Source organism: Gordonia gummivorans, assembly GCF_022513585.1.
In the GTDB taxonomy this organism is placed as follows: Bacteria; Actinomycetota; Actinomycetes; order Mycobacteriales; family Mycobacteriaceae; genus Gordonia.
This window is the reverse complement of the sequence record NZ_JAKWBF010000033.1, coordinates 1-21223: the sequence shown is the minus strand read 5'-3', so window position 1 is coordinate 21223 and position 21223 is coordinate 1. Positions and strand designations below refer to the sequence as shown.

The 21223-nt window shown below is 66.2% G+C and carries 20 protein-coding genes; 13 read left to right on the top strand and 7 right to left on the bottom strand.

The features are described 5' to 3' along the window. Window positions 1-454: 454 nt before the first annotated feature. Window positions 455-988 carry a SixA phosphatase family protein gene (locus MKW15_RS20130; RefSeq protein ID WP_240861310.1) on the bottom strand — a complete coding sequence of 178 codons (534 nt, stop codon included), beginning with the start codon at window positions 986-988 and terminating at the stop codon, window positions 455-457. A 99-nt stretch (window positions 989-1087) separates the two neighbouring features. Here MKW15_RS20130 and MKW15_RS20125 point away from each other — a divergent pair, with 99 nt between their 5' ends. Then, entirely contained in the window at window positions 1088-1966 is an 879-nt protein-coding gene (locus MKW15_RS20125; protein ID WP_374247580.1) for a DMT family transporter, read from the top strand. Here MKW15_RS20125 and MKW15_RS20120 read toward each other — a convergent pair. Continuing rightward, entirely contained in the window at window positions 1963-2424 is a 462-nt protein-coding gene (locus MKW15_RS20120; RefSeq protein WP_240861305.1) for a flavodoxin domain-containing protein, read from the bottom strand. The two genes, MKW15_RS20125 and MKW15_RS20120, sit on opposite strands and share 4 nt — an antisense overlap. Window positions 2425-2620: 196 nt before the next feature. Here MKW15_RS20120 and MKW15_RS20115 point away from each other — a divergent pair, with 196 nt between their 5' ends. The 3 genes from MKW15_RS20115 (at window position 2621) to mmsB (ending at window position 6325) form a co-directional block, all read left to right on the top strand. After that, window positions 2621-4153: a CoA-acylating methylmalonate-semialdehyde dehydrogenase gene (locus MKW15_RS20115; RefSeq protein WP_240861303.1), complete on the top strand. Its 1533-nt coding sequence runs from the start codon at window positions 2621-2623 to the stop codon at window positions 4151-4153. Window positions 4154-4159: 6 nt separating this feature from the next. Continuing rightward, window positions 4160-5341 (top strand): acyl-CoA dehydrogenase family protein, encoded by a 1182-nt coding sequence (locus tag MKW15_RS20110; RefSeq protein WP_240861299.1) that lies wholly within the window; start codon window positions 4160-4162, stop codon window positions 5339-5341. A gap of 114 nt (window positions 5342-5455) precedes the next feature. Beyond that, complete coding sequence (gene mmsB, locus MKW15_RS20105) at window positions 5456-6325, top strand: 3-hydroxyisobutyrate dehydrogenase (protein ID WP_240861296.1); 870 nt, start codon at window positions 5456-5458, stop codon at window positions 6323-6325. A 10-nt stretch (window positions 6326-6335) separates the two neighbouring features. Here the strand turns inward: mmsB and MKW15_RS20100 are convergent, their stop codons facing one another. Next, on the bottom strand, window positions 6336-6929 hold the full coding sequence (locus tag MKW15_RS20100) for a TetR/AcrR family transcriptional regulator (RefSeq protein WP_240861293.1): 594 nt from the start codon (window positions 6927-6929) through the stop codon (window positions 6336-6338). Between the two features lie 73 nt (window positions 6930-7002). Between MKW15_RS20100 and MKW15_RS20095 the strand changes: the two genes are divergently transcribed. Further along, entirely contained in the window at window positions 7003-8202 is a 1200-nt protein-coding gene (locus tag MKW15_RS20095; protein ID WP_240861291.1) for a cytochrome P450, read from the top strand. Then, on the top strand, window positions 8199-9632 hold the full coding sequence (locus tag MKW15_RS20090; protein ID WP_240861290.1) for an ABC1 kinase family protein: 1434 nt from the start codon (window positions 8199-8201) through the stop codon (window positions 9630-9632). Before MKW15_RS20095 ends, MKW15_RS20090 begins: the two co-directional genes overlap by 4 nt. A 204-nt stretch (window positions 9633-9836) precedes the next feature. Here the strand turns inward: MKW15_RS20090 and MKW15_RS20085 are convergent, their stop codons facing one another. The 3 genes from MKW15_RS20085 to MKW15_RS20075 are packed head-to-tail and all read right to left on the bottom strand — an operon-like array spanning window position 9837 to window position 11160. Further along, window positions 9837-9989, bottom strand: coding sequence for a hypothetical protein (locus MKW15_RS20085; RefSeq protein WP_240861288.1), 153 nt, complete (start codon window positions 9987-9989; stop codon window positions 9837-9839). 60 nt (window positions 9990-10049) lie between these two features. Next, window positions 10050-10553 (bottom strand): MarR family transcriptional regulator, encoded by a 504-nt coding sequence (locus MKW15_RS20080; protein WP_240861286.1) that lies wholly within the window; start codon window positions 10551-10553, stop codon window positions 10050-10052. Window positions 10554-10563: 10 nt separating this feature from the next. Then, the gene (locus tag MKW15_RS20075) at window positions 10564-11160 is read right to left on the bottom strand and encodes a TetR/AcrR family transcriptional regulator (RefSeq protein WP_240861402.1); all 597 of its coding nucleotides are present in this window, start codon (window positions 11158-11160) and stop codon (window positions 10564-10566) included. 50 nt (window positions 11161-11210) lie between these two features. On the opposite strand from MKW15_RS20075, the gene MKW15_RS20070 reads away from it, so the two are divergent. Further along, window positions 11211-11717, top strand: coding sequence for a DUF4188 domain-containing protein (locus MKW15_RS20070; RefSeq protein WP_240861284.1), 507 nt, complete (start codon window positions 11211-11213; stop codon window positions 11715-11717). On the opposite strand, the gene MKW15_RS20065 is transcribed toward MKW15_RS20070, so the two are convergent. Continuing rightward, window positions 11683-12330, bottom strand: a complete 648-nt coding sequence (locus MKW15_RS20065) for a TetR/AcrR family transcriptional regulator (RefSeq protein WP_240861283.1) — start codon at window positions 12328-12330, stop codon at window positions 11683-11685. The genes MKW15_RS20070 and MKW15_RS20065 overlap by 35 nt on opposite strands. A gap of 250 nt (window positions 12331-12580) precedes the next feature. Here MKW15_RS20065 and MKW15_RS20060 point away from each other — a divergent pair, with 250 nt between their 5' ends. The 6 genes from MKW15_RS20060 to MKW15_RS20035 all read left to right on the top strand — a co-directional run. Then, window positions 12581-14128, top strand: coding sequence for an amino acid permease (locus MKW15_RS20060; RefSeq protein WP_240861281.1), 1548 nt, complete (start codon window positions 12581-12583; stop codon window positions 14126-14128). A gap of 103 nt (window positions 14129-14231) precedes the next feature. Continuing rightward, window positions 14232-15071, top strand: coding sequence for an urea amidolyase associated protein UAAP1 (locus tag MKW15_RS20055; RefSeq protein WP_240861279.1), 840 nt, complete (start codon window positions 14232-14234; stop codon window positions 15069-15071). Between the two features lie 14 nt (window positions 15072-15085). Beyond that, entirely contained in the window at window positions 15086-15751 is a 666-nt protein-coding gene (locus tag MKW15_RS20050) for an urea amidolyase associated protein UAAP2 (RefSeq protein WP_240861278.1), read from the top strand. A gap of 38 nt (window positions 15752-15789) precedes the next feature. Beyond that, window positions 15790-17817 carry a 5-oxoprolinase/urea amidolyase family protein gene (locus MKW15_RS20045; RefSeq protein WP_240861276.1) on the top strand — a complete coding sequence of 676 codons (2028 nt, stop codon included), beginning with the start codon at window positions 15790-15792 and terminating at the stop codon, window positions 17815-17817. Next, window positions 17814-19460, top strand: a complete 1647-nt coding sequence (atzF, locus tag MKW15_RS20040) for an allophanate hydrolase (protein WP_240861272.1) — start codon at window positions 17814-17816, stop codon at window positions 19458-19460. The genes MKW15_RS20045 and atzF overlap by 4 nt, the downstream gene beginning before the upstream one ends. A gap of 691 nt (window positions 19461-20151) precedes the next feature. Continuing rightward, window positions 20152-21223: DUF222 domain-containing protein (locus tag MKW15_RS20035; protein WP_240861269.1), on the top strand; the 1072-nt coding region annotated here is incomplete at its 3' end.

Here is a 21223-nt window from a genome sequence, read left to right as displayed (position 1 = left end):
GATTTACGGATTGAACAAAACCTCAATTGCTGACCGATCGTAACCCACGGTTGCCGAAGCGCTCAATGTCGGGTCGCTCACCCTGAACCCCTCCCGCCGGCCGTGCGGCCCTTCCCGCTGAGCTGTCCCCTCCGCCGCGAGTGCGGTTCCTCCCGCTCACCCTGAACCCTCCCGCCGGCCGTGCGGCCCTTCCCGCTGAGCTGTCCCCTCCGCCGCGAGTGCGGTTCCTCCCGCTCACCCTGAACCCTCCCGCCGGCCGTGCGGTTCCTCCCGCTGAGCTGTCCCCTCCCGCTGCCTGAGGTGTGAGGAGCGCTAGCGACGAGCCTCGAAGGCCTGGTGAGACGAACGTTGTTGTCTCACCACGCCCTTCGAGGCTCGCAAGCTCGCACCTCAGGGAGCGGTGGTGGCGTCAGCCCGGCCGCACGAGCTGGTGAAGAACGACGCCGGACGTCCGTCAGTCCCGTGGGATGCGCACGCCCACCAGGTGCGCGTCGGCGACCGCCGCGTTCCCCAACTCCGACCACGGATCGCCGACGGTGACGACGGCATACGCGGAGGTGGGGAAGCGCTCGATGTCAGCGTCGGGGTCGAGGGTGAGCGCCGTCGTGGGCATCCCGGGCTCATGTCCGACGACGAGCAACGTGCGTGCGTCCGCGGGCGCGAAGACCCGGATCGCCTCGAGGACGTCGAAGGGCGATCCGCCGTAGATGTCGTCGAGGTACGTGGTCGGTGCGGTGATGCCGGTCCGTTCGAGCGTCTCGCGGGTTCGGGTGGACGACGAACACAACACGGCGTCGACGACGAGTCCTTCGTCGGCCATCCAGCGTCCGGCGAGCGCGGCCTCGCGTCGGCCACGATCGGCGAGCGGCCGGCCGTGGTCGCCGACACCGGGTGGATAGCCCGATTTCCCATGCCGCATCAGGACGAGGGTCCGGGGGTGGGTCGCGTCAAGGGTCGCGAGTCGCTCCAGATCAGGCCGGTACCGCATGGTTGAAATGTACGTGTCGGCGAGGCCATCCGGAGGCACCGACACTGCCTTGCGGGCCTGTCCGGCGGGTGCGAGCCGCATCCTCGATGCCCTAGCCTTGTGGGCGTGCATACCTGGGTCCCCGCTCTGCTCGCCGTGTTCGCGGCGCTGCTGATCGCTGGTGGCACAGTGTTGCGGCAACGCGCGTCGCGGGCCAGTGGCGCGATCACCGCAGGCTGGTGGGCTGGCGCGGGAATCGCGCTCTGCGGCTTCATTTTGCAGGCGTCGGCCCTGGGTTTGGGGTCGATCCTGCTGGTGCAGCCGCTGGTGGTGCTCGCGGTGCTGTTCGCGCTGCCGTTCGAGGCCTGGGCCGATCACCGTCATCCCCATCGGGTCGAGTGGGCGTGGGGTGGCGTTCTGGTCGCCTGCGTGGCGACCTTCCTGGCGGTCGCGCGTCCCGAACCGTCGATGCGACGCCCCGACGAGATCGTCATGTGGGCGACGGTCGGCGCAGTGGTGGCCGTGGTGTTCAGCTGTGTGTGGTGTGCCGAACGGTCGAGCCCGCACTACAAGGCGCTGTTCTACGGTCTGGTGGCCGGAACGCTCTTCGGGGTGTCGGCACTGCTCATCAAGGCCGTCGTCTACCAGATCACCCACGATCTGCCGCGGACTTTCACCCAGCCCGAGATCTATCTGTTCGGCACGGTGGTGATCTGCGCCGTGATCGCCCAGCAGAAGGGGTTCGGCGCGGGCGACCTGCAGACGTCGTTCCCATCGATGACGGTGATGGAACCGGCAGTCGCGATGGTCCTCGGCGTACTACTGCTCGGCGAGAACCTCAAGGTGTCGGTGCCGACGGCACTGTTCCTCGGCATCATCCTGGCGGTCATGGTCCGCGCGGTCATCGAACTGGCGAAACTGTCTGCGGTGCGAGGTTGGGAAGAGGCGGTCGAGGCCGCCGAGGCACCCTCGGCGACCGACGAACGTTCGGCTGCTTAAACCGCAGTGACCGGGTCGATGATCGGCGAGATGGTCGCCGCCCATTCCTCGGCCTGCTTGGTGGGCTTGATCGCGGACGAGTTGTCGTGGCGCGAGTGCTCGCCCACCTGGATCGCGCCGCGCTTGGTCAGCATCTCGGCGATGATCTCGCCGCCACGGTTGAAGGTCTCGCCGTAGATGGTGTCGCCGAGGCCGAAGACCGCGAAGCGCAGGTCGGTGAGGTCGGGGTCCACGCTGTCGAGTTCCTCGGCAAACGGCTCGGCGCCGGTCGGCAGTTCGCCTTCGCCGTAGGTGGCGCAGACGATGACGACGAAATCGGCCGGATCGAGATCTTCGACGGCGTAGTCGCTCATGTCGTAGACCGACGCGTCGTGGTCGGTGGCGAGCACATCGGCGATCGCATCAGCGACGAGCTCGGAGTTTCCCGTTTCCGTTCCGTACAGGATGACGACCGACAAGGTGGGCTCCTTTCGAGAAGAGCATGGTGAGGCCCGGTTCTCGACCCAAAAGGCCGAGGTCACGAGCGAGGGTACCCTAACGATCCCTCATCGCCGAAATCTGCGCCAGAGGAGAAAGTCCTTGCGAATTTACTTGGATGTCCTACTATTGGGGGCGTCAAGACTTCCCCGATCCGAAATTCAGGTGATCCTCGCCGTGACTGCCACCACTTCGATTCCGCACTACCTCGACGGCAAGCGGGTGACCGCCGACGCCGGTGCCGGCCGCTTTGCCGACGTGTTCAACCCCAGCACCGGAGCGGTTGCCGCGCAGGTCCCGCTGGCGAGCACCGAGCAGGTGGCCGCCGCGGTCGAGACCGCGAAGGCCGCGCAGAAGGAGTGGGCCGCCTGGAACCCGCAGCGCCGCGCCCGCGTGCTGATGCGCTTCGTCGACCTGGTCAACCAGAACGCCGACGACCTGGCCACCACGCTCTCGCTCGAACACGGCAAGACCCACGCCGACGCGCGCGGCGACATCCAGCGCGGCATCGAGGTGATCGAGTTCGCCATCGGCATCCCGCATCTGATCAAGGGTGAGTTCACCGAGGGCGCCGGTTCGGGTATCGACGTTCACTCGGTGCGCCAGCCTCTCGGCGTCGTCGCCGGCATCACGCCGTTCAACTTCCCCGCGATGATCCCGCTGTGGAAGGCCGGACCCGCGCTCGCCTGCGGCAACGCCTTCATCCTCAAGCCGAGCGAGCGCGACCCGTCGGTCCCGGTCCGGCTGGCCGAATTGTTCACCGAGGCAGGGCTTCCCGACGGTGTCTTCCAGGTTGTCCACGGCGACAAGGAGGCGGTCGACGCGCTGCTGACCCACCCCGACGTCAAGGCACTCGGCTTCGTCGGCAGCTCCGACATCGCGCAGTACATCTACGAGACGTCGGCCGCCCACGGCAAGCGCTCACAGTGCTTCGGCGGTGCCAAGAACCACATGATCATCATGCCCGACGCCAATCTCGACCAGGCCGTCGATGCCCTCATCGGTGCCGGCTACGGCAGCGCCGGCGAGCGTTGCATGGCCATCAGCGTCGCCGTTCCGGTGGGCGAGCAGACCGCGGACCGGTTGCGCGCCAAGCTGATCGACAAGGTCAACGCGCTGCGCGTCGGCCACAGCCTCGACCCCAAGGCGGATTACGGTCCGCTGGTCACCGCGGCCGCGCTCGAGCGCGTCAAGGGTTACATCGCCAAGGGTGTGGAAGAGGGTGCCGAGCTCGTCATCGACGGCCGCGAACGCACCAGCGACGAACAGACTTTCGGCGACGAGGACATCTCGAACGGATTCTTCATCGGCCCCACGCTGTTCGACCATGTCACCAAGGGCATGACGTCCTATGAGGACGAGATCTTCGGTCCGGTGCTGCAGATCGTGCGCGCCCACGACTACGAGGAAGCACTCGCGCTGGCGACGGATCACCAGTACGGCAACGGTGTTGCGATCTTCACCCAGGACGGCGACGCTGCCCGTGACTTCACGGCTCGTGTCGAGGTGGGCATGGTCGGCGTCAACGTGCCGATCCCGGTTCCGGTGGCGTACTACACCTTTGGTGGCTGGAAGCGCTCCGGCTTCGGCGACCTCAACCAGCACGGCCCGGCGTCGATCCAGTTCTACACCAAGACCAAGACCATCACGTCGCGCTGGCCGTCGGGCATCAAGGATGGCGCCGAGTTCGTCATCCCGACGATGGACTGACCGCAGATGTCGTTGTTCACCGACGCCGGTCCCGGCGCCGGTCTCGACAGTGACGATCGTGTGATCGTCGAGACCGCCGCCGGTTTCGCGGCCAAGAAGCTCGCGCCCTTCGCGCTCGAATGGGATGCGAACAATCATTTCCCGCTCGATGAACTGCGCGAGGCGGCCGAATTGGGCATGGGCGCGATCTACTGCTCCGACGACGTCGGCGGCAGTGGACTGCGTCGTCTCGACGGGGTTCGGATCTTCGCCGAACTCGCCTACGCCGACCCGGCGGTGGCCGCGTTCCTGTCGATCCACAACATGTGCACGTGGATGGTCGATCACTACGGCACCGACGAGCAGCGCGCCGAGTGGGTGCCGAAGCTGGCGACGATGGAGACCGTGGCCAGCTACTGCCTCACCGAACCAGGCGCCGGTTCGGACGCGGCGGCGTTGTCCACCAAGGCAATTGCATCCGGTGACGAGTACGTGCTCACCGGTGTCAAACAGTTCATCTCGGGTGCCGGGTCGTCGGATCTGTACGTGATCATGGCGCGCACCGGTGACGCCGGACCCAAGGGCATCTCGACGTTCCTCGTCGACAAGGACACGCCGGGACTGAGTTTCGGTGCGCAGGAACACAAGATGGGCTGGCATGCGCAGCCCACCGCGCAGGTGATCCTCGACGAGGTGCGGGTTCCGGCCGACCGGCTGCTCGGCGCCACCGAGGGCATCGGTTTCGGCATCGCGATGAACGGCCTCAACGGTGGTCGGCTCAACATCGCGGCGTCGTCGCTCGGTGGTGCCCAGGCCGCCTACGACAAGGCCGCCTCCTATGTCGCCACGCGCAAGGCGTTCGGGAAGGCTCTGCTCGACGAGTCGACCATTCGCTTCACGCTGGCCGACATGGCGACCGGATTGCAGACCAGCAGGCTGATGCTCGAGCATGCGGCGTCGGCGCTCGACGCCAACGCCCCCGACAAGGTGGAGCAGTGTGCGATGGCCAAACGCTATGTCACCGACACCTGCTTCACCATCGCCGATGCGGCACTGCAACTTCACGGCGGCTACGGATATCTGTCCGAGTACGGAATCGAGAAAATCGTCCGGGATCTCCGCGTTCATCGCATCCTGGAAGGCACCAACGAGATCATGCGGGTGGTTCTCGGCAGGTCGATCGCGTCGCGGTTTCACTCCGCTCCGTGACCCCAGAGTCTCCACCCAAGTGGCCCCCATCCGCTCCCTGAGGTGCGAGGAGCGCAAGCGACGAGCCTCGAAGGGCGCGTCAACCACAACCACACATCAACAGGAGAATCGACAATGACGACGATCGCGTTTCTGGGACTGGGCAACATGGGCGGCCCGATGGCCGCGAACCTGGTGAAGGCCGGCCACACCGTGCACGGGTTCGATCCCGTCCCGGAGGCGGTCAAGACCGCGGAAGCCAACGGGATCGGCACGTTTCCGTCGGCGGTGGAGGCGGTGGCCGCCGCGGAGGTGGTGATCACCATGCTGCCCAGCGGTGCCATCGTGAAGAAGTGCTACTCCGATATCCTGCCGGCCACGCCGACCGGCGCGCTGTTCATCGACAGCTCCACCATCTCGGTCGACGACGCGCGGGAGATCCACGCGCAGGCGCTCGACCATGGGTTCGCGCAGATCGACGCCCCGGTCTCGGGTGGTGTCAAGGGTGCGACGGCCGGCACGCTCGCGTTCATGGTCGGCGGTGAGGAGGAGTCGTTCTCCGCGGCCCGCCCGACGCTGGAACCCATGGCGGGCAAGATCATTCACTGCGGCACGGCCGGTGCCGGCCAGGCCGCCAAGGTGTGCAACAACATGGTGCTCGCCGTCCAGCAGATCGCGGTGGGGGAGGCTTTCGTGCTCGCCAAGAAGCTGGGTCTCGCCGATCAGGCGCTGTACGACGTGATCACCGGTGCGACGGGCAACTGCTGGGCCGTGCAGACCAACTGCCCGGTCCCGGGTCCGGTGCCGACGTCACCGGCGAACAACGACTTCAAGCCGGGTTTCGCGACCGCGCTGATGAACAAGGATCTCGGCCTGGCGATGGACGCGGTCGCCAGCACCGGTTCCCGCGCCCCGCTGGGCACGCACGCGGCGCAGCTCTACCGCGCGTTCGCCGAACAGCACGCCGACCAGGACTTCAGCGCCATCATCAACAGCCTGCACTGACGAGCCCGCGTCAGACGCTCTCGATCCGCCCCGCGACCATCGCGACCCATTCGGCGACGAATCGTTCGTCGTCGATGGCGAGGGGTTCGACGCCAAGGAATTGCCGCATGGTGCGGTGTGCGAACAGGGCGTCCAGTGCAACGGCGGCGATCGCCTCGGCGGCCTGCGTGTCGATGTGCGGAGCGGCCCGCGCGACCCAGGCGGTCATGCCGGTGTAGGAGTCGGCCACCAGTGATCCGAAGGCGTCGGCGAGTTTGCGTGGGCGGTCTCGCAATTCGGAGGACACGATGCGTAGCAGGGTGGCTTCTTCGTCGATGACGCTCAGCGTGTATCGGCACAGGACGGTGAGTTCGGACCGCATGTCGGTCAGTCCCTCGAAGATCTGCCGGATGTCGGCGAGAGCGCTCATCCGGTCGAGTTGACGATCGATCCCGGCTTCGAGCAGCAACTCCTTGGATCGGAAGTGGTGGTAGAGCCCGCCGGATCCCGGCGCGAGGCCGGCGGCTGCCTCGATCTGGGCGACGCTCGTTGCGCGGTAACCCTGTTCGCCGAAGAGGCGCATTGCCTCGTCGATCAATCGGTCGCGCGTCGACAAAGCGTCCATTGACACCTCCCAAGTGCTCACTTAGTCTGTCCAAGTGTAACCACCTAAGTGAGCACTTGGGAAGGAGTCCGGAATGAGTACCGCACTCGGGCCTGCTCAACTTCCCTGGTCATCGGACCGGGCGCCGGCCGACTACGCACGTCTGCGCGCGCTGCACGGACCCGTCGGCCACGACGACGCGTCGGGGGCGTGGCTGATCCTCGGATACGAGGCCGCGCGGTCGGTGTTGACCGGGCGCGGGTGGACGAGCGATCCGATGGCGTCCGAGGTGAATCGTCAGGGACTCGATGCCCTGGGCATCGCCGAGCCGCCGCTCTCCCGCACGATGCTTCTTCTGGACGGCGATGATCATGCGCGCCAACGTGATTCGGTCCGCGACGTGTTCACGCCCCGGTACATCGCGCAGCTCTCCGACGGCGTCGTGGCCATCGCCGACGACATCATCGCGCCGATCGGAACGCGCACCCCCTTCGACTTCATGACCGAGATCGCCCAGCCGTTTCCGATTGCGGTGATCGCCGAGTGGCTGGGTCTGGATCTGCCTGCGGCGCAGACGCTGTGGACCGAGGCGGCCGCCATCGCCCCGGCGCTCGACGGCATCCTCGATGCCGAGGCGGCCCCCGCAGCGGCCGGTGCGCTCGCCGCGCTGGTCGCCGAGTTCCTGCCGTTGGCCGCACAGCGTCGAACCGAACCGAGCGACGACCTGCTGAGTCTGCTGGCGACCGATCCGCGTCTCGATCTGGACGAGGTGGTGATGAACGCGATCCTGCTGGCGGTCGCCGGGCACGAGACCACCGCGAACCTGCTCGGTGGCGGGATCGCCCGACTGCTGACCGGGCCGGTCGGTCGGCGACCGATCGATCGGATCGACGCCGACGACCCCGCCGTGCTCGACGAGATGCTGCGGCTCGACGGTCCCGCCCAGGCCGTCTTCCGGGTGGCGACGTTCACGCAGCAGTTGGGCGGGCACACCATCGGGGCCGGTGACCGGGCCATCGTGGTCCTCGGTTCCGCCAACCGCGACCCGGATGTCTTTGACAACCCCGACCAGTTCCGTCTCGATCGCGATGGGAGACAACCGAACCTGGCGTTCGGACACGGTCCCCATCGTTGCCTCGGCGCGGCGCTGGCGCGTCTGGAGGTGACTGTGGCGCTGCGGATGCTGATCGGTCGTGAGCCAGTGCTCGACGGCCCGCCGGTGCTGCGCGACTCGCGCCTGCTCCGCGGGCTGCATTCCCTGCCGATGAGATTCCTGAAAGGATCCCGATCATGACCGACGAAGCGCCCCAGGCTCCCGACCGCTTCGGCGAGGTGCGCGCGGGCCGTGTGCGTCGCACCATTCCCGTGGTGGGATTCGCGGCCCGGTCGGCGGGCGGTCGTGTGGTGGCCGGATTGCGCCAGCGGGCGGGAAACGAAGGGGCCGTGGACGATTTCCATCGTCGCACCGCCGATCGCTATGCCGATCTGCTCGGGCATTCCAAAGGTGTCCTGATGAAGGCCGGGCAACTCATGTCGACCTTCGACGGTTCAGGGCCCACAGACGGGCCGCTGGCGATCTACCAGCAGGCGTTGCGTCGCCTGCAGGCCGACGCGCCACCGATGGACGCCGACACCGCACGCGAGATCGTCGAAGCCGAACTGGGGAAGCCGATCGAGAAGTTGTTCGCGGGCTTTTCGCCCGAGCCGATGGCGGCTGCCTCCATCGGTCAGGTGCATGTGGCGTGGCTGCCCGATGGGCGCCGGGTGGCGGTCAAGGTGCAGTATCCCGGTGTGGCGCAGGCGATTCGTCACGACCTGGCCAACACCGAACTGCTGGCGACCTTCTTCAAACTCAGTATGTCGCTGACCCCCAGGGCATTTCGCACCGATCAACGCGCGGCCGCCGCCGAACTGTCCGAGCGCATCGCCGAGGAACTCGACTATCGGCATGAGGCGCGAAGCATCGGCCGGTTTGCCGACCTGTACCGCGGACATCCGTTCATCCGGATACCCGAGGTGGTCGCGAACCGTTCGACCAACCGGGTGTTGACGATGAGCTACGTCGACGGCGTCGGGTGGTCCGAGGCCCTCACCGCCGATCAGGACCTGCGCAACCACTGGGGCGAGGTGATCGGCTACTTCGCGTTCGGCGCCTACCGCCACGGCAGTCTGTTCAACGCGGACCCACACCCGGGCAACTACCGCTTCGGCGACGACGGGAGTGTCGGCTTCGTCGACTTCGGTTGTGTCAAACAGTTTCCCGAGTGGGTGCGGACCGGCATCGTGCACACGTATCGGGCGACTCTCGCGGGAGATCGCGACGAGGTCTTTCGCCTCGCGAACCGGCATGGATTCCTCGACACCGACGCCGATCTGACCGCCGACCAGGTCTTCGAGTGGTGGGCGATGATGAGTAGGGCATCGCTCGGCGAGCAGCCGCATTCCTTTGTCGCCGACGACAGCGGCGACGCGCTGCGATCCTTCATCGGCGACGGTCCGGCAAGCGTGGCCTTCCGCCGCATGAGCGTGCCCAGCGACTACGTCATGCTCGCCCGGATCAGCCTCGGGGTCAACGCGGTACTCAGCGGACTCGGCGCGACCTTCGACACCCGCGAACAGTCCGACGCGCTCGACGGCATCGGCGAACCAACAAGCGATCTCGCCAAGGCGCACACCGCGTGGGTCCGCGAGCGTGGCCTACCCTTCGGGCTCGATCCGCGCTGACCTGGGGAAATGCCTGATCGCCAGGTCGCAAAATCTAGGGGAAGAACTTCTTCCCCGGGGTTCATGGTCTTCCGCTAGAAATTTCTCGGGGAGGACACCAAGGGTAGGGGCGGAATCTTCTTCCCCTACTTTCTTTTTGAGGCGGATCGTGCTGCCGATGTCGATGACCACACGACGGCCGTCCCAGATGACACCGTTGAGTCCTCAGATGCGTATATCTGCATGCCGATGCCCGGCGGTGTCACTTCGGACAGCGCCCGGGCCGAGTTGCTTCCGCGTACGCAGGAGTTCGAGCGCGCCCGCATAGGCGAAGAACGCACCGAGGAGTACGGCCGCGATCCAGTAGGCGATCGTCATACTCGGGGATTCTATGGTGGCCGGCGATCCGAGTGGAGCAGGCTGGGAAGTCGCCCCTGTTCAGAAATCCCCGTTGTGGTGTCGGAGTGACTGGATCGCCGACACCAGTCCGCCGATCTCGTCGTCGCTCATGCCGACGTCGGCGAACACCTCGGCGTTGAGGGTCTTGGTCGCGTCCTCGACCGTCGAGCGTCCGAGTTCGGTGATCTGGACGAGGGTGGTGCGACCGTCGGTGGGGTGGGGGACACGCTGGACGAGTCCGTTCTCCTCGAGCCGGCGGATCGCATGCGTGACGCTGGTGACGTGCACCTGCAGGCGGTCTGACGCCTTGGTGATGGGCAACGCTCCCTGGCGTGAAAAAGCAAGCAGCCGAAGAAGTTCGAAGCGCGAGAAGGTGAGGTCGTAGGGGCGCAGCGATGCCTCCACGCGGGCGAGCAGGATCTGGTGGGCGCGCATCACCGACGTGACCGCGACCATCCCGTCGGCCACGTCGCCCCACCCGGCCTGGGTCCAGTTCGCCTGTGCCTGTGCGATCGGGTCGAAACTCATGCTGCGGCCTGCCATGGGGGACAGCCTAATCGGGTTGTGCCAGCCAACCTTGGACGATGGCCCCACCCGCGACGACCGGATCGGCGTCGGCGGGGTAGTGGCCGGACAGGAGCAGCAGTGCCATGCCGTGCACCTGCGCCCACAGCGATGCGGCGACGGTCGCGACGTCGGCTTTCCGAAACACCCCGGACTCGATGGCTCGTGCGACGCCGTCGCGCAGTGGTTGGATCGCGCGTTCGGCCGCCGCGGTGGACTCGTCGGTCGGCGCGATACCGGTCAGCGCGTCGCCGAACATCAACGCGTAGAGCTTCGGGTTTGCCAGTGCCCAGCCGACGTAGGCGGTGCCCAGGTTCGCGATGTCGCCGGCGGCGTCGGGGGCCTGCGCGACTGCATGCTCGGCGGCCGTGAACGATTCCAGTGCCCGCACCTGAACGGCTCTGGCCAGGGCTTCCTTACTGCCGAACAGGGAGTACACCGCGGTCGTCGACGTGCCGGCGGCCCGCGCGACGTCCCGCAACGACAGCGCGCCGATGCCATGAGCCGCGACGATCGCAACGGCTTCGTCGAGCAGTTGGTCGCGCAGGTCATTCGTATGAATTCTGGGTCTTGCCACGAGGCCGATTATTCCATAACGTTGTTTCATAACATCGTTTTGAAACCAGGAGGCTCGCCATGTCCAAGCCCGACGCCGCGAGAATGACCAACCTGACGCCACCCGACGGCACGACGCTGTTCCTCATCGGCATGAAAGTGACGAAACCGTGGCGCATCCGCGCGTGGACCTACACGTTCTTCGCGATGCCGAGGATGCTCAAGCATCTCGAACGCCATCGCGAGGCCGGGCTGCTCTCGTATCACCTGTATCTCGTTCCGTCGCCGCTGGTGGTGACCTACTGGCGATCAGCCGCGGACATCCAGGCCTTCGCCGCCGACTCCGCGGCACCACATCGGCCGGCGTGGCAGTGGTTCAACAAGCACTTCGCCGACCAGAACGCGGTCGGCATCTGGCACGAGACCTACGAGATCGACCGGCACGAGACCATCAACAGCGGGATGCCACCGTGGGGTCTGAGCAAGGCGGTCGGGCGTCGGCCCATCGCGGCGGGATCGAGGACGGCGGCGCAACGGATGGCCGCTTCCGGGGTCAACGCGCCGGGTCGTGCTCCAGCAGCATCTTGATCGCGCCGACGATGGTGTCGACGAGGCCGGCGGCGGTGTGCTCGCCCAACTCTCCGCGCGCTTCGTCGCCCCGCATCATGATGACGGACTCGACCAGCCTGAACGGCAACAGGTTTCGCTTGTCCGACGCGGCGCCGAGCGCCTCGGTCGCAAGTCTGGCGTAGATGTCGGCGAGTTCGCGTCGGGCGGCCCGGAATTCGGTGAACCGCTCGTCGCGGACCTCGGGCAGGAGGTACAGCGCGCCGAGATTCCAGCGTGACGACGCCAGTTGTGTGACGTCGTAGCGGGCGAGATCGAGGAGTCGTTCGAGCGCGGGCCGTTCCTCGGTGAGCAGCCGACGCGCATGGTCTAGCGGGGTGAGGACGGTGGTCTCGAGCAGCGCGGCGAGGATGTCGTCCTTGGTGGCAAAATAGTGGTACATCGACGCCTGGCGGATGCCGACGGCGTCAGCGATCATGCGCGTCGACGTGCCGGTGTATCCACGGCTGGTGAAGAGTTCGGCTGCGGCGTCGAGGATTTCCTCACGAGCGGTCTCGCCGCGGCGTTTGGGTTCGACGAGTCGGGGTCGGCCCGGACCGGCCACCGTGCGGCGCGACGCCGACCGTGGGGTCATGTCCCGGCCCTTCTGTGCGGCGGAGCATCTGAGTGGGGATTTCGGGTGGATTCCGAGCCTTGAGTGTAGCCCGTGCGGCCACCCGGCCCGCTGACCTGCGGCGCGTAACGCATTCGTTGCGCGAGTTTCCCGGCTTGCAACATTTCTGTCATGTGATAGAAATAGCGACACGCTTATCTATCAACTGACAGTTAAACCGCTCAACGGTGAGCTCCCCCCAGAGAGAAACCGCAGAGAAAGACCACACACGATGACCTCTACCGCATCTACCGGCGTAACGTCGCAGCCCGTGTCTCCCACCACGGGCATGGACGCCGACGACCTGTCGGAATTCGGCTACGACCAGCAGCTACACCGCTCCCTCGGCAAGTTCGCATCGTTTGCCGCGGGCTTCTCGTTCGTGTCCATCCTGACCACGATCTTCCAGCTCTTCGGCCTCGGCTTCGGTTTCGGCGGTCCGGCCTTCTTCTGGACCTGGCCGATCGTCTACGCAGGCCAGTTCCTCGTCGCGCTCTGCTTCGCCGAGATCGCGGCCCGCTACCCGATCTCCGGCGCCATCTATCAGTGGTCCCGACGCATGGGCGGGGAGGTGATCGGCTGGTTCGGCGGCTGGTTCATGATGATCGCCCAGATCGTCACCGCGTCGGCGGCAGCGATCGCGCTGCAGGTGGTGCTGCCGACGGTGTGGTCGGGCTTCCAGATCATCGGCGACGATCCCGACCTCACCAGCTCGAGCGGTGCGGCGAACGCGGTGCTCCTCGGCTCGATCCTGCTGGTCATCGTCACCGCCATCAACTGCGTCGGCGTCACCTGGATGAGCCGCGTCAACAACATCGGCGTCACCTGTGAGCTCGTCGGTGTGGTCGCCGTGATCCTCGCACTGTTCACCCACGCTCAGCGCGGACCGAGCGTGGTGTTCGACACCGGAGTTCCCGGAACGCAGCCGGGCTACATCTGGGCCTTCATCGTGTCCGGTCTGATGGCCGCCTACGTCATGGTCGGTTTCGGTTCGGCCGGTGAGCTCGCCGAGGAGACCAAGAACCCGCGTCGCGTCGCCCCGCGCACCATCCGGATGGCGCTGACCGTTTCCGCGATCGGCGGCGGACTGATGCTGCTCGGTGCCCTCATGGCGGCACCGACCCTGGGTGAGGAGCTTGCGACCGGCGGCCTGCCGTACGTGCTCGACTCGGTGCTCGGCAACTTCTGGGGCAAGGTGCTGCTGTGCGACGTCGCCGTGGCGATCTTCATCTGCACCCTGGCCATCCAGACCGCGTGCTCGCGCCTCATGTTCTCGATGGCTCGTGACGGCCGACTCCCGTTCTCCAAGCAGCTGTCTCACGTGAACAGCCGCACCGGCACCCCGATCCTCCCGGCCATCCTGATCGGTCTGTTGTGCATCGGCATCCTGTTGGTGAACGTCGGCAACTCGGCGATCTTCGCGACCCTCGCCAGCGTCTGCATCATCCTGATCTACCTGGCCTACCTCGCGGTCACGGCGCCGATGCTCTACCGCCGCTTCCAGGGCTGGCCCAACGGCGGTGTCGCGGTCGACGCGGAAGGCAAGAAGCTGTTCGGGCTCGGCCGCTTCGGCATCATCGTCAACATCCTGGCGGTCGCCTACGGGACGCTGATGGTGATCAACCTGGCCTGGCCGCGCACCGAGGTCTTTGACCCGAGCGGTGAGATGCCCATCCTGCGCTGGGCCGGCCCCATCTGCATCGTCGCGACCGTCCTGGTCGGCATCGCCTGCTACCCCCGCGGCAAAGAGCACCCGAAGCCGGTCACCGTCGGCGCCTGACACTCGCCCTCCGGTCCCTGAGGTGCGAGGAGCGCTAGCGACGAGCCTCGAAGGGCCGGCGACCCACAACTCGAAAACCTGCTACACCCAAGGAGTAACACCCATGAGCACCATCACCGATACCGGTACCACTGCCGGCGCCCGCGAGCATGCGCGGTCGCAGGCCGGTGCGATCACCGACTCGATGCCGGTGGTTCCGGCCAGTAAGTGGCCCAACCCTCCCGTCGACGTCGACCCGTCCACCCTCACCTGGGCCGAGACCATTCCCGGCGGTCGCTACACCAGCAAGGTGCTGGCGCGTGGCACGCGAATCCGGTTGCGTGACATCGCCGGATCTGCGTGCGCGCACATCCTGCTGTGGCGCGCCGACGCCCCGTGGGAGCGCCTCAACGTCGCCGACACAGTGAAGGTGCCGTGGCAGGCGTACCTGTCGACCGGGCATCCGCTGCTGAGCGATCAGGGGCGTGCGCTGGCGACGATCGTCGCCGACGAGTCGGCTCACCACGACGCGCTGTGCGGTACCTCGACCCTCGTCGGCAACACCGCCAAATACGGTGACGGTCATGTGCATTCCGCGTCACCGGCGGGCCGGGAGATGTTCACGCTGGCTGCGGCCAAGCACGGGCTCACGCCGACCGACGTCGCGCCGTCGCTGTCGTTCTTCCACGGTGTCGTGGTCGAGGCCGACGGAACGTTGACGTCGAAGGGTTCGGCGGGGCTCGACAAGTCGGTCGACCTGATCCTGCACCTCCCGTGTGTGGTGGCGATCGTCAACACCGCACACCCGCTCGATCCGTCGCCCACCTTCGACACCGGACCGCTCGAACTGTTGGCGTGGAAGGCACCCGACGACCTGACGTCTCTGCTCGCCGACGTCGAGAACACCGATCCCGAATACCAACGCGCCGTGGCCAACTCCGAAGATGTCTGGAATGCACTGTGACTACCAACACCACGATGACTACAACCACCGATTTCGCTTCTGCTCCTGCCGAGGAACTTGCCCTGGTGCCCGGCACCGTCGTCTACGACGGTGAGGTCGGCGACCGCGGGCCCTGGTCCGGCGTCGTCGCTGCCGGCGATGTGCTGACCATCGTCGATCTGTACGGCAACCAGGCGGTCGACACGCTGTTCTTCGGCGCGCACGACCACTCGATCCGCTACTCGGCGCAGGCCACGATCGCCGTGCAGGGCAACATCTTTCTGACCACGGGCAGTGTGATCCGTGATCAGGAAGCCAACCCGCTGATGACCATCGTCGCCGACGAGGTCGGCAATCACGACACCGTCGGTGGCGCTTGCTCGCAGGAATCCAACACACTGCGCTACGGACACCACACCAAGCATCAGCATGCGTGCGTGGAGAACTTCCTCATCGAGGGCAGTCGGCACGGGCTGGGGAAGGCCGACATGGTCGGCAACATCAACTTCTTCATGAACGTGCCGGTCGATGCGGACGGTTCGCTCGGCATCGTCGACGGCTTGTCGGCGCCGGGCAAGCGTCTGGCGTTGCGTGCCGACGTCGACACGCTCGTCCTGATCTCCAACTGCCCGCAGATCAACAACCCCTGCAACGGTTTCGACCCGACCGCGGTCCGCGTCATCGTGACCCGGCCGTCCTGACCTTTCTCGTTCGTTTCCCACAGGAGCTCTGTTCCACCATGGCAATCACCGTCTTACGCGCGGGTCCGCTGACCACCATCCAGGATTGGCCCGGCCGCGTCGGGTACTGGAAGGTCGGCGTCCCGCCGTCCGGCCCGATGGACGATCTGTCGTTCCGGCTGGCCAACGTCGCGGTCGGAAATGCCGAGACCGCAGCCGGTCTCGAGGTCACCCTGGCCGGGCCGGCGCTGCGGTTCGACGAGCCGGCGGTGGTCGCGGTGACGGGTGCCCCGGTGATCGTTCGGGTCGACGGAAAGGTTGTGCCGCAGTGGGTTCCGCTGCGCATCGCCGCGGGGTCGACGCTCGACGTGGGAGCGGTCGGCGACCTGGGAATGCGCGTCTACGTGGCGATCTCGGGTGGTCTCGACGCCGAGGACTACCTGGGTAGCCGCTCGACCTTCACGATGGGCCGGTTCGGCGGCAAGGACGGTCGGCGCCTGAACGATGGTGACGAGCTGTCGAGTCCGGTGTGCGAGCCGTCCCCGATCCCTGAGGTGCGAGCTTGCGAGCCTCGAAGGGCTCGTCGCATCCTCTTCGACGAGCAACCCGCGATGACCAACGCGTGGCAGCTCGGTGTGACAGTCGGCCCGCATGGGGCGCCGGAGTTCTTCACGCCCGACGACATCGACGATCTGTTCGCCACCGACTACGAGGTGCACTTCAACTCCGATCGCACCGGTGTCCGGCTCGTCGGCCCCAAGCCGCGGTGGGCGCGGACCGATGGGGGAGAGGCGGGTCTGCATCCGTCGAACATCCACGACAACGCGTACTCCGTTGGTGCGCTCGACTTCACGGGTGACACTCCGATTCTTCTCGGGCCGGATGGTCCGAGCCTCGGCGGGTTCGTGTGTCCGGTGACGGTCACCAGCGCGGAACGGTGGAAGCTGGGGCAGCTCAAGCCCGGCGACACGGTGCGTTTCGTGGCGGTCCGCAGCGATGCGACGGCGTCGGCCACCGAGTTGGGGTTGGGGCGTCGCGCGTCGTTCGTGCCTGTGCTGTCGGCCGGTGGCGACACGGACAACGGCATTCTGGGCACCACGTCGACCGCGGACGGGTCGACGGCCGTCACCTATCGGCGTAGCGGCGACGACAACATCCTCGTCGAATATGGCGACATGCGGCTCGATCTCGCGCTGCGTGCCCGGGTGCACGCGCTGAGTGAGCGTATCGCGGCCGAAAAGCCCAGGGGTCTGATCGATCTCACCCCGGGGATTCGGTCGTTGCAGGTGAAGGCCGACCCGGATGTGTGGTCGCAGGCGTCGATGCTGGAGTGGCTCACCGAGTGTGAAAGCCAGCTCCCGGCGGCTGAGGATCTCGTCGTGCCGAGTCGTACTGTGCACCTGCCGTTGTCGTGGGACGATCCCGCCACCCGCGAGGCCATCGAACGCTACATGCTGGGCGTGCGGTCGGATGCGCCGTGGTGTCCGTGGAACATCGAGTTCATCCGTCGCATGAACGGGCTCGACTCGGTCGACGACGTCTACCGGACCGTCTTCGACGCCAGCTATCTGGTGCTCGGCCTCGGTGACGTGTATCTCGGTGCGCCGGTTGCTGTTCCGCTCGATCCTCGGCATCGTCTCGTGACCACCAAGTACAACCCGGCCCGGACGTGGACGCCGGAGAATGCCGTCGGCATCGGTGGCGCGTATCTGTGCATCTACGGCATGGAGGGACCCGGCGGATATCAGTTCGTCGGCCGCACGACGCAGGTGTGGAATCATCGGCATCCGTTGCCTGCACCGGGATTCGACCCCGAGCACCCGTGGCTGCTGCGCTTCTTCGACCAGATCCGCTGGTATCCCGTGAGTGCCGAGGAGCTGATCGACATGCGGGCCGACGTCGCCGCCGGTCGTGGCGACAGCACCCGGATCACCGACGGAGTGTTCTCGCTGGCCGAGCATCAGCGTTTCCTCGATTCGCAGGCCGTCGACATCTCGGCAAAACGGGAGACAATGGAGGTTGCGCGGGCCGAGGAGCGTCAACGCTGGTCGTTGCAGGGCGAGTTTGCGAAAGGGAAAGTGGCATGAGCAAGATCGACGACATCTTCGGCCGAATCGCTGCCGCCGATCGCCCCGAGGTGTTCATCACGTTGCGTTCTCGCGATGAGGTTTCCGCAGATTTCGCGCAGTCCGTCGCGGGTGGCGGCCCGCTCGCCGGAATGGTGTTGGCGGTCAAGGACAATGTCGACGTGGCCGGGTTACCCACCACGGCTGCGTGTCCCGGGTACGCCTACACACCTGATGTCGACGCACCCGCGGTCGCTGCGTTGAAGGCGGCGGGGGCGGTGGTGATCGGCAAGACCAACCTTGACCAGTTCGCCACCGGCCTCGTCGGAACACGCAGTCCCTATGGCGCGGCACGTGACTCGCGTCGTCCCGACCGTATCTCCGGTGGTTCGAGCTCCGGCTCTGCGGTGGCTGTCGCGCTCGGGTTCGCTGACATTGCGATCGGTACCGACACCGCAGGTTCGGGTCGGGTTCCCGCGGGATTGCAGGGGATTGTCGGGATCAAGCCGACCGTCGGTGCGATCTCCACCGACGGTGTGGTCCCGGCGTGCGCCAGCTATGACACGGTGACGATCTTCGCCGCGACCCTCGATCTCGCCGACGCCGCGATGGCCGCGATGGCCGGTGCGCGTGGCCCGCGACCGTTCGGTACGCCGACTCTTCTGGCCGCGCCGGAGCGCCCGGTTGTTGCTGTGCCAGCCGAATTGCCGTCGTTGGATGACAACTGGCGTGCTGCCTTCGCCGACGCGGTGTCGCGCGCAGAGTCTGCCGGCCTGGTGATCAAGACCATCGACCTGTCGCCATTCCTGGCCGCTGCCAAGCTCTTGTACGACGACGCGCTGGTCGCGGAGCGCTACGACGCCGTGGGCGAGTACATCGACGGCGGCGGCTCGGATCTGGACCCCACCGTTGCGGGAATCATCCGTTCCGCGAATCGATTCGGGGCTGTCGATCTGCTTCGCGCACACCGCAAGCTGGACGAGCTGCGAGAGTTGGCGATGACCGAATGGGGCGACGCTACCGCGCTCATCGTCCCGACCGCACCCATGCATCCGACCCTCGCCGACGTTGATGCCGACCCGGTGGGCGTCAATTCCCGGATGGGCACCTACACCAACTTCTGCAACCTCTTCGACCTGTGTGGCCTCGCCATCCCGTCGGGCATCGTCGACGAAACCGATGGCAGTCAAGCGCAGTTCGGCATCACCCTGCTGGCGAAGGCACACGAGGACGCGGTGCTCGTCGATCTGGCCCAGCGTCTGGGCGCGGCATCGCCCGCCGCCTCCTGGCCCGAATCCGTCGCCCCCACCGTCGAACTTGCTGTGTTCGGTGCGCACATGAGTGGCGGTCCGCTGACTCACGAGCTCTCCGACCGCGGCGCTCGCTGGGTCGGTGAGGTGACCACCGCGCCGTCGTACCGTCTCGTTGCCCTGTCCACCACGCCACCCAAGCCGGGTCTGATCCGCGATCCGTCCGACGGACGTGCGATCCAGGGTGAGATCTGGACTCTGTCACCGTCGGCGCTGGGTTCATTCCTCGCCGACCTTCCCTCGCCGATGATGCTCGGGCAGGTCGAATTGTCCGACGGCCGTTGGGTGGTCGGCTTCGGCTGCGCCGCCGATGCCGGTGCAGCCGGGGAGCCCCTCGACCGCGATCGTTGGTGAGCCACACCGGTTCATGTGGGGAATCTGTACGAGTCAGCTTGTGTAAGTGCACTATCCACTTCACTCGGCTGATGCGTACAGATTCCCGCAGGTTGGTCTCTCCATCCGCTCCCTGCGGTGCTCGAGGCGCCAAGCCGACCCTTCTACCGCTCCCCGAGGTGCTCGAGGCGCTAGCCGACCCTTCTACCGCTCCCTGAGGTGCTCGCGGCGCTATGCCGACGCTCCTACCGCTCCCTGAGGTGCTCGAGGCGCTATGCCGACGCTCCTACCGCTCCCTGAGGTGCGACGAGCGCTAGCGAGGAGCCTCGAAGGGCCGCGAGCTCTCCTACCAAGTCCAACACGCGCTGTGTATCAACGTCACTCGACGCGTGACGTTCTTGTCGGTGCCTTCTTCTACCCTGTACTAAGTCGGTCGGGGAGGGATTTCGATGTACGACGTTCGGTCGGGAAGTGCCGCACAGTCGACGATTTCGAGTGCACAGTCAACGAACAAGTCGCGGCCGAACAGAATTGTCGGTGCTGTGTTCTACCCTGTACTCAGCAATTGGGGGAGGGATTCAGATGTACGACGTTTATCCGGAAACGTGCTGCACAGTCGACCATTTCGAATGTACCTCTACCGATCAGAGTCTGGCCGAACGGAATTGTCGGTGTCGTGTTCTAGTCTGAATCCAGTGAATCGGGGAAGGGGGTGACTGCTTTGTCAGAGGATCAAGAATCGGCGTCCGAGGATCAAGAGTCGGCCGACACCGCAGCAACGGTGCAGTGGCCGCAGATCGACGCTGCCGTGTTGGGTCTACCTGATCTCGCGGTGATCGACGACGAGGAGGCGGTGTCGATCAACGAGTTGGTCGCTTCGTTCGAGCAGGCCGCACACGGCACGTCGTTCTTGGCGTGGCGCTCGTATCAGGTTGCCGCCGAACTACATACCCGGCTGGTGGAGCCGACGATGGATGACGACACCGACTGGATCGATCAACGCGCGCAGTGCGCGATGCGGATCGCGGCGTCGTTGGCGATCTCTCAGTTGACGGCCGAGTGTTTGTTGGGCGAGGCGCTCGCTTTGCGGGATCGGCTGCCGCTGGTGTCGGCCTGTTTGCGTGACGGTGTGCTCACCAAGGCGCAGACCGTCGCGATCGTCGGCCGCACCGATCTGGTGGATGGTGACCACATTGGCGAGGTGGATGCCGCGATCACCAAGGAACTTCGTAAACGCCGCGGCCGGTGGTCGCCCCAAGCGATCCGGGATCTGGCTGACCGGATCGTGTTCCGCCACGACCCCGAAGCGGTGCGGGAACGCCGTAAGCATGCCAAAGGGCAGCGTGCGGTGTGGGTCGAGGACTTCGGCGATGGGATGGCCACTCTGGCGGCGTCGATGACCGCGGAGAACGCGCGTATCGCGGTCGCCGCGGTCCAGGCGTTGGCGAGCACCGTGTGCTCGAAGGATGGTCGGGGGAAACGGGCCCGCAACTCCGATGCGGCGTTCGCCCTGTTGTCGGGCACCCGGTTTGAGTGCCAGTGTGGGCGTGCCGAGTGTGATGCCGAGATCCCTGAGCCCGGAACCCTGCCGCCGGCCCAGGCGCGGATCGTGTTGCATGTGGTGTGTGAGGAAACCACGCTGACCGACGAGTCGAACACCACCCCGGCGCATATGAATGGGTACGGGGTGATCTCGGCCGAGCATGCCCGCGAACTCGCCCAGCGCCCCGACGCGGTCATCAAACCCATCAACCCCCAACCCGCACCAGCCCAGCCGGCTACGG

What these genes read in the sequence shown, in the direction of transcription:
- MKW15_RS20130 (WP_240861310.1), bottom strand. Translation starts at nt 988, where the DNA reads ATGCGGTACCGGCCTGATCTGGAGCGACTCGCGACCCTTGACGCGACC.
- MKW15_RS20110 (WP_240861299.1), top strand. Translation starts at nt 4,160, where the DNA reads ATGTCGTTGTTCACCGACGCCGGTCCCGGCGCCGGTCTCGACAGTGAC.
- mmsB (WP_240861296.1), top strand. Translation starts at nt 5,456, where the DNA reads ATGACGACGATCGCGTTTCTGGGACTGGGCAACATGGGCGGCCCGATG.
- MKW15_RS20100 (WP_240861293.1), bottom strand. Translation starts at nt 6,929, where the DNA reads ATGGACGCTTTGTCGACGCGCGACCGATTGATCGACGAGGCAATGCGC.
- MKW15_RS20095 (WP_240861291.1), top strand. Translation starts at nt 7,003, where the DNA reads ATGAGTACCGCACTCGGGCCTGCTCAACTTCCCTGGTCATCGGACCGG.
- MKW15_RS20090 (WP_240861290.1), top strand. Translation starts at nt 8,199, where the DNA reads ATGACCGACGAAGCGCCCCAGGCTCCCGACCGCTTCGGCGAGGTGCGC.
- MKW15_RS20085 (WP_240861288.1), bottom strand. Translation starts at nt 9,989, where the DNA reads ATGACGATCGCCTACTGGATCGCGGCCGTACTCCTCGGTGCGTTCTTC.
- MKW15_RS20080 (WP_240861286.1), bottom strand. Translation starts at nt 10,553, where the DNA reads ATGGCAGGCCGCAGCATGAGTTTCGACCCGATCGCACAGGCACAGGCG.
- MKW15_RS20070 (WP_240861284.1), top strand. Translation starts at nt 11,211, where the DNA reads ATGTCCAAGCCCGACGCCGCGAGAATGACCAACCTGACGCCACCCGAC.
- MKW15_RS20065 (WP_240861283.1), bottom strand. Translation starts at nt 12,330, where the DNA reads ATGACCCCACGGTCGGCGTCGCGCCGCACGGTGGCCGGTCCGGGCCGA.
- MKW15_RS20060 (WP_240861281.1), top strand. Translation starts at nt 12,581, where the DNA reads ATGACCTCTACCGCATCTACCGGCGTAACGTCGCAGCCCGTGTCTCCC.
- MKW15_RS20055 (WP_240861279.1), top strand. Translation starts at nt 14,232, where the DNA reads ATGAGCACCATCACCGATACCGGTACCACTGCCGGCGCCCGCGAGCAT.
- MKW15_RS20050 (WP_240861278.1), top strand. Translation starts at nt 15,086, where the DNA reads ATGACTACAACCACCGATTTCGCTTCTGCTCCTGCCGAGGAACTTGCC.
- MKW15_RS20045 (WP_240861276.1), top strand. Translation starts at nt 15,790, where the DNA reads ATGGCAATCACCGTCTTACGCGCGGGTCCGCTGACCACCATCCAGGAT.
- atzF (WP_240861272.1), top strand. Translation starts at nt 17,814, where the DNA reads ATGAGCAAGATCGACGACATCTTCGGCCGAATCGCTGCCGCCGATCGC.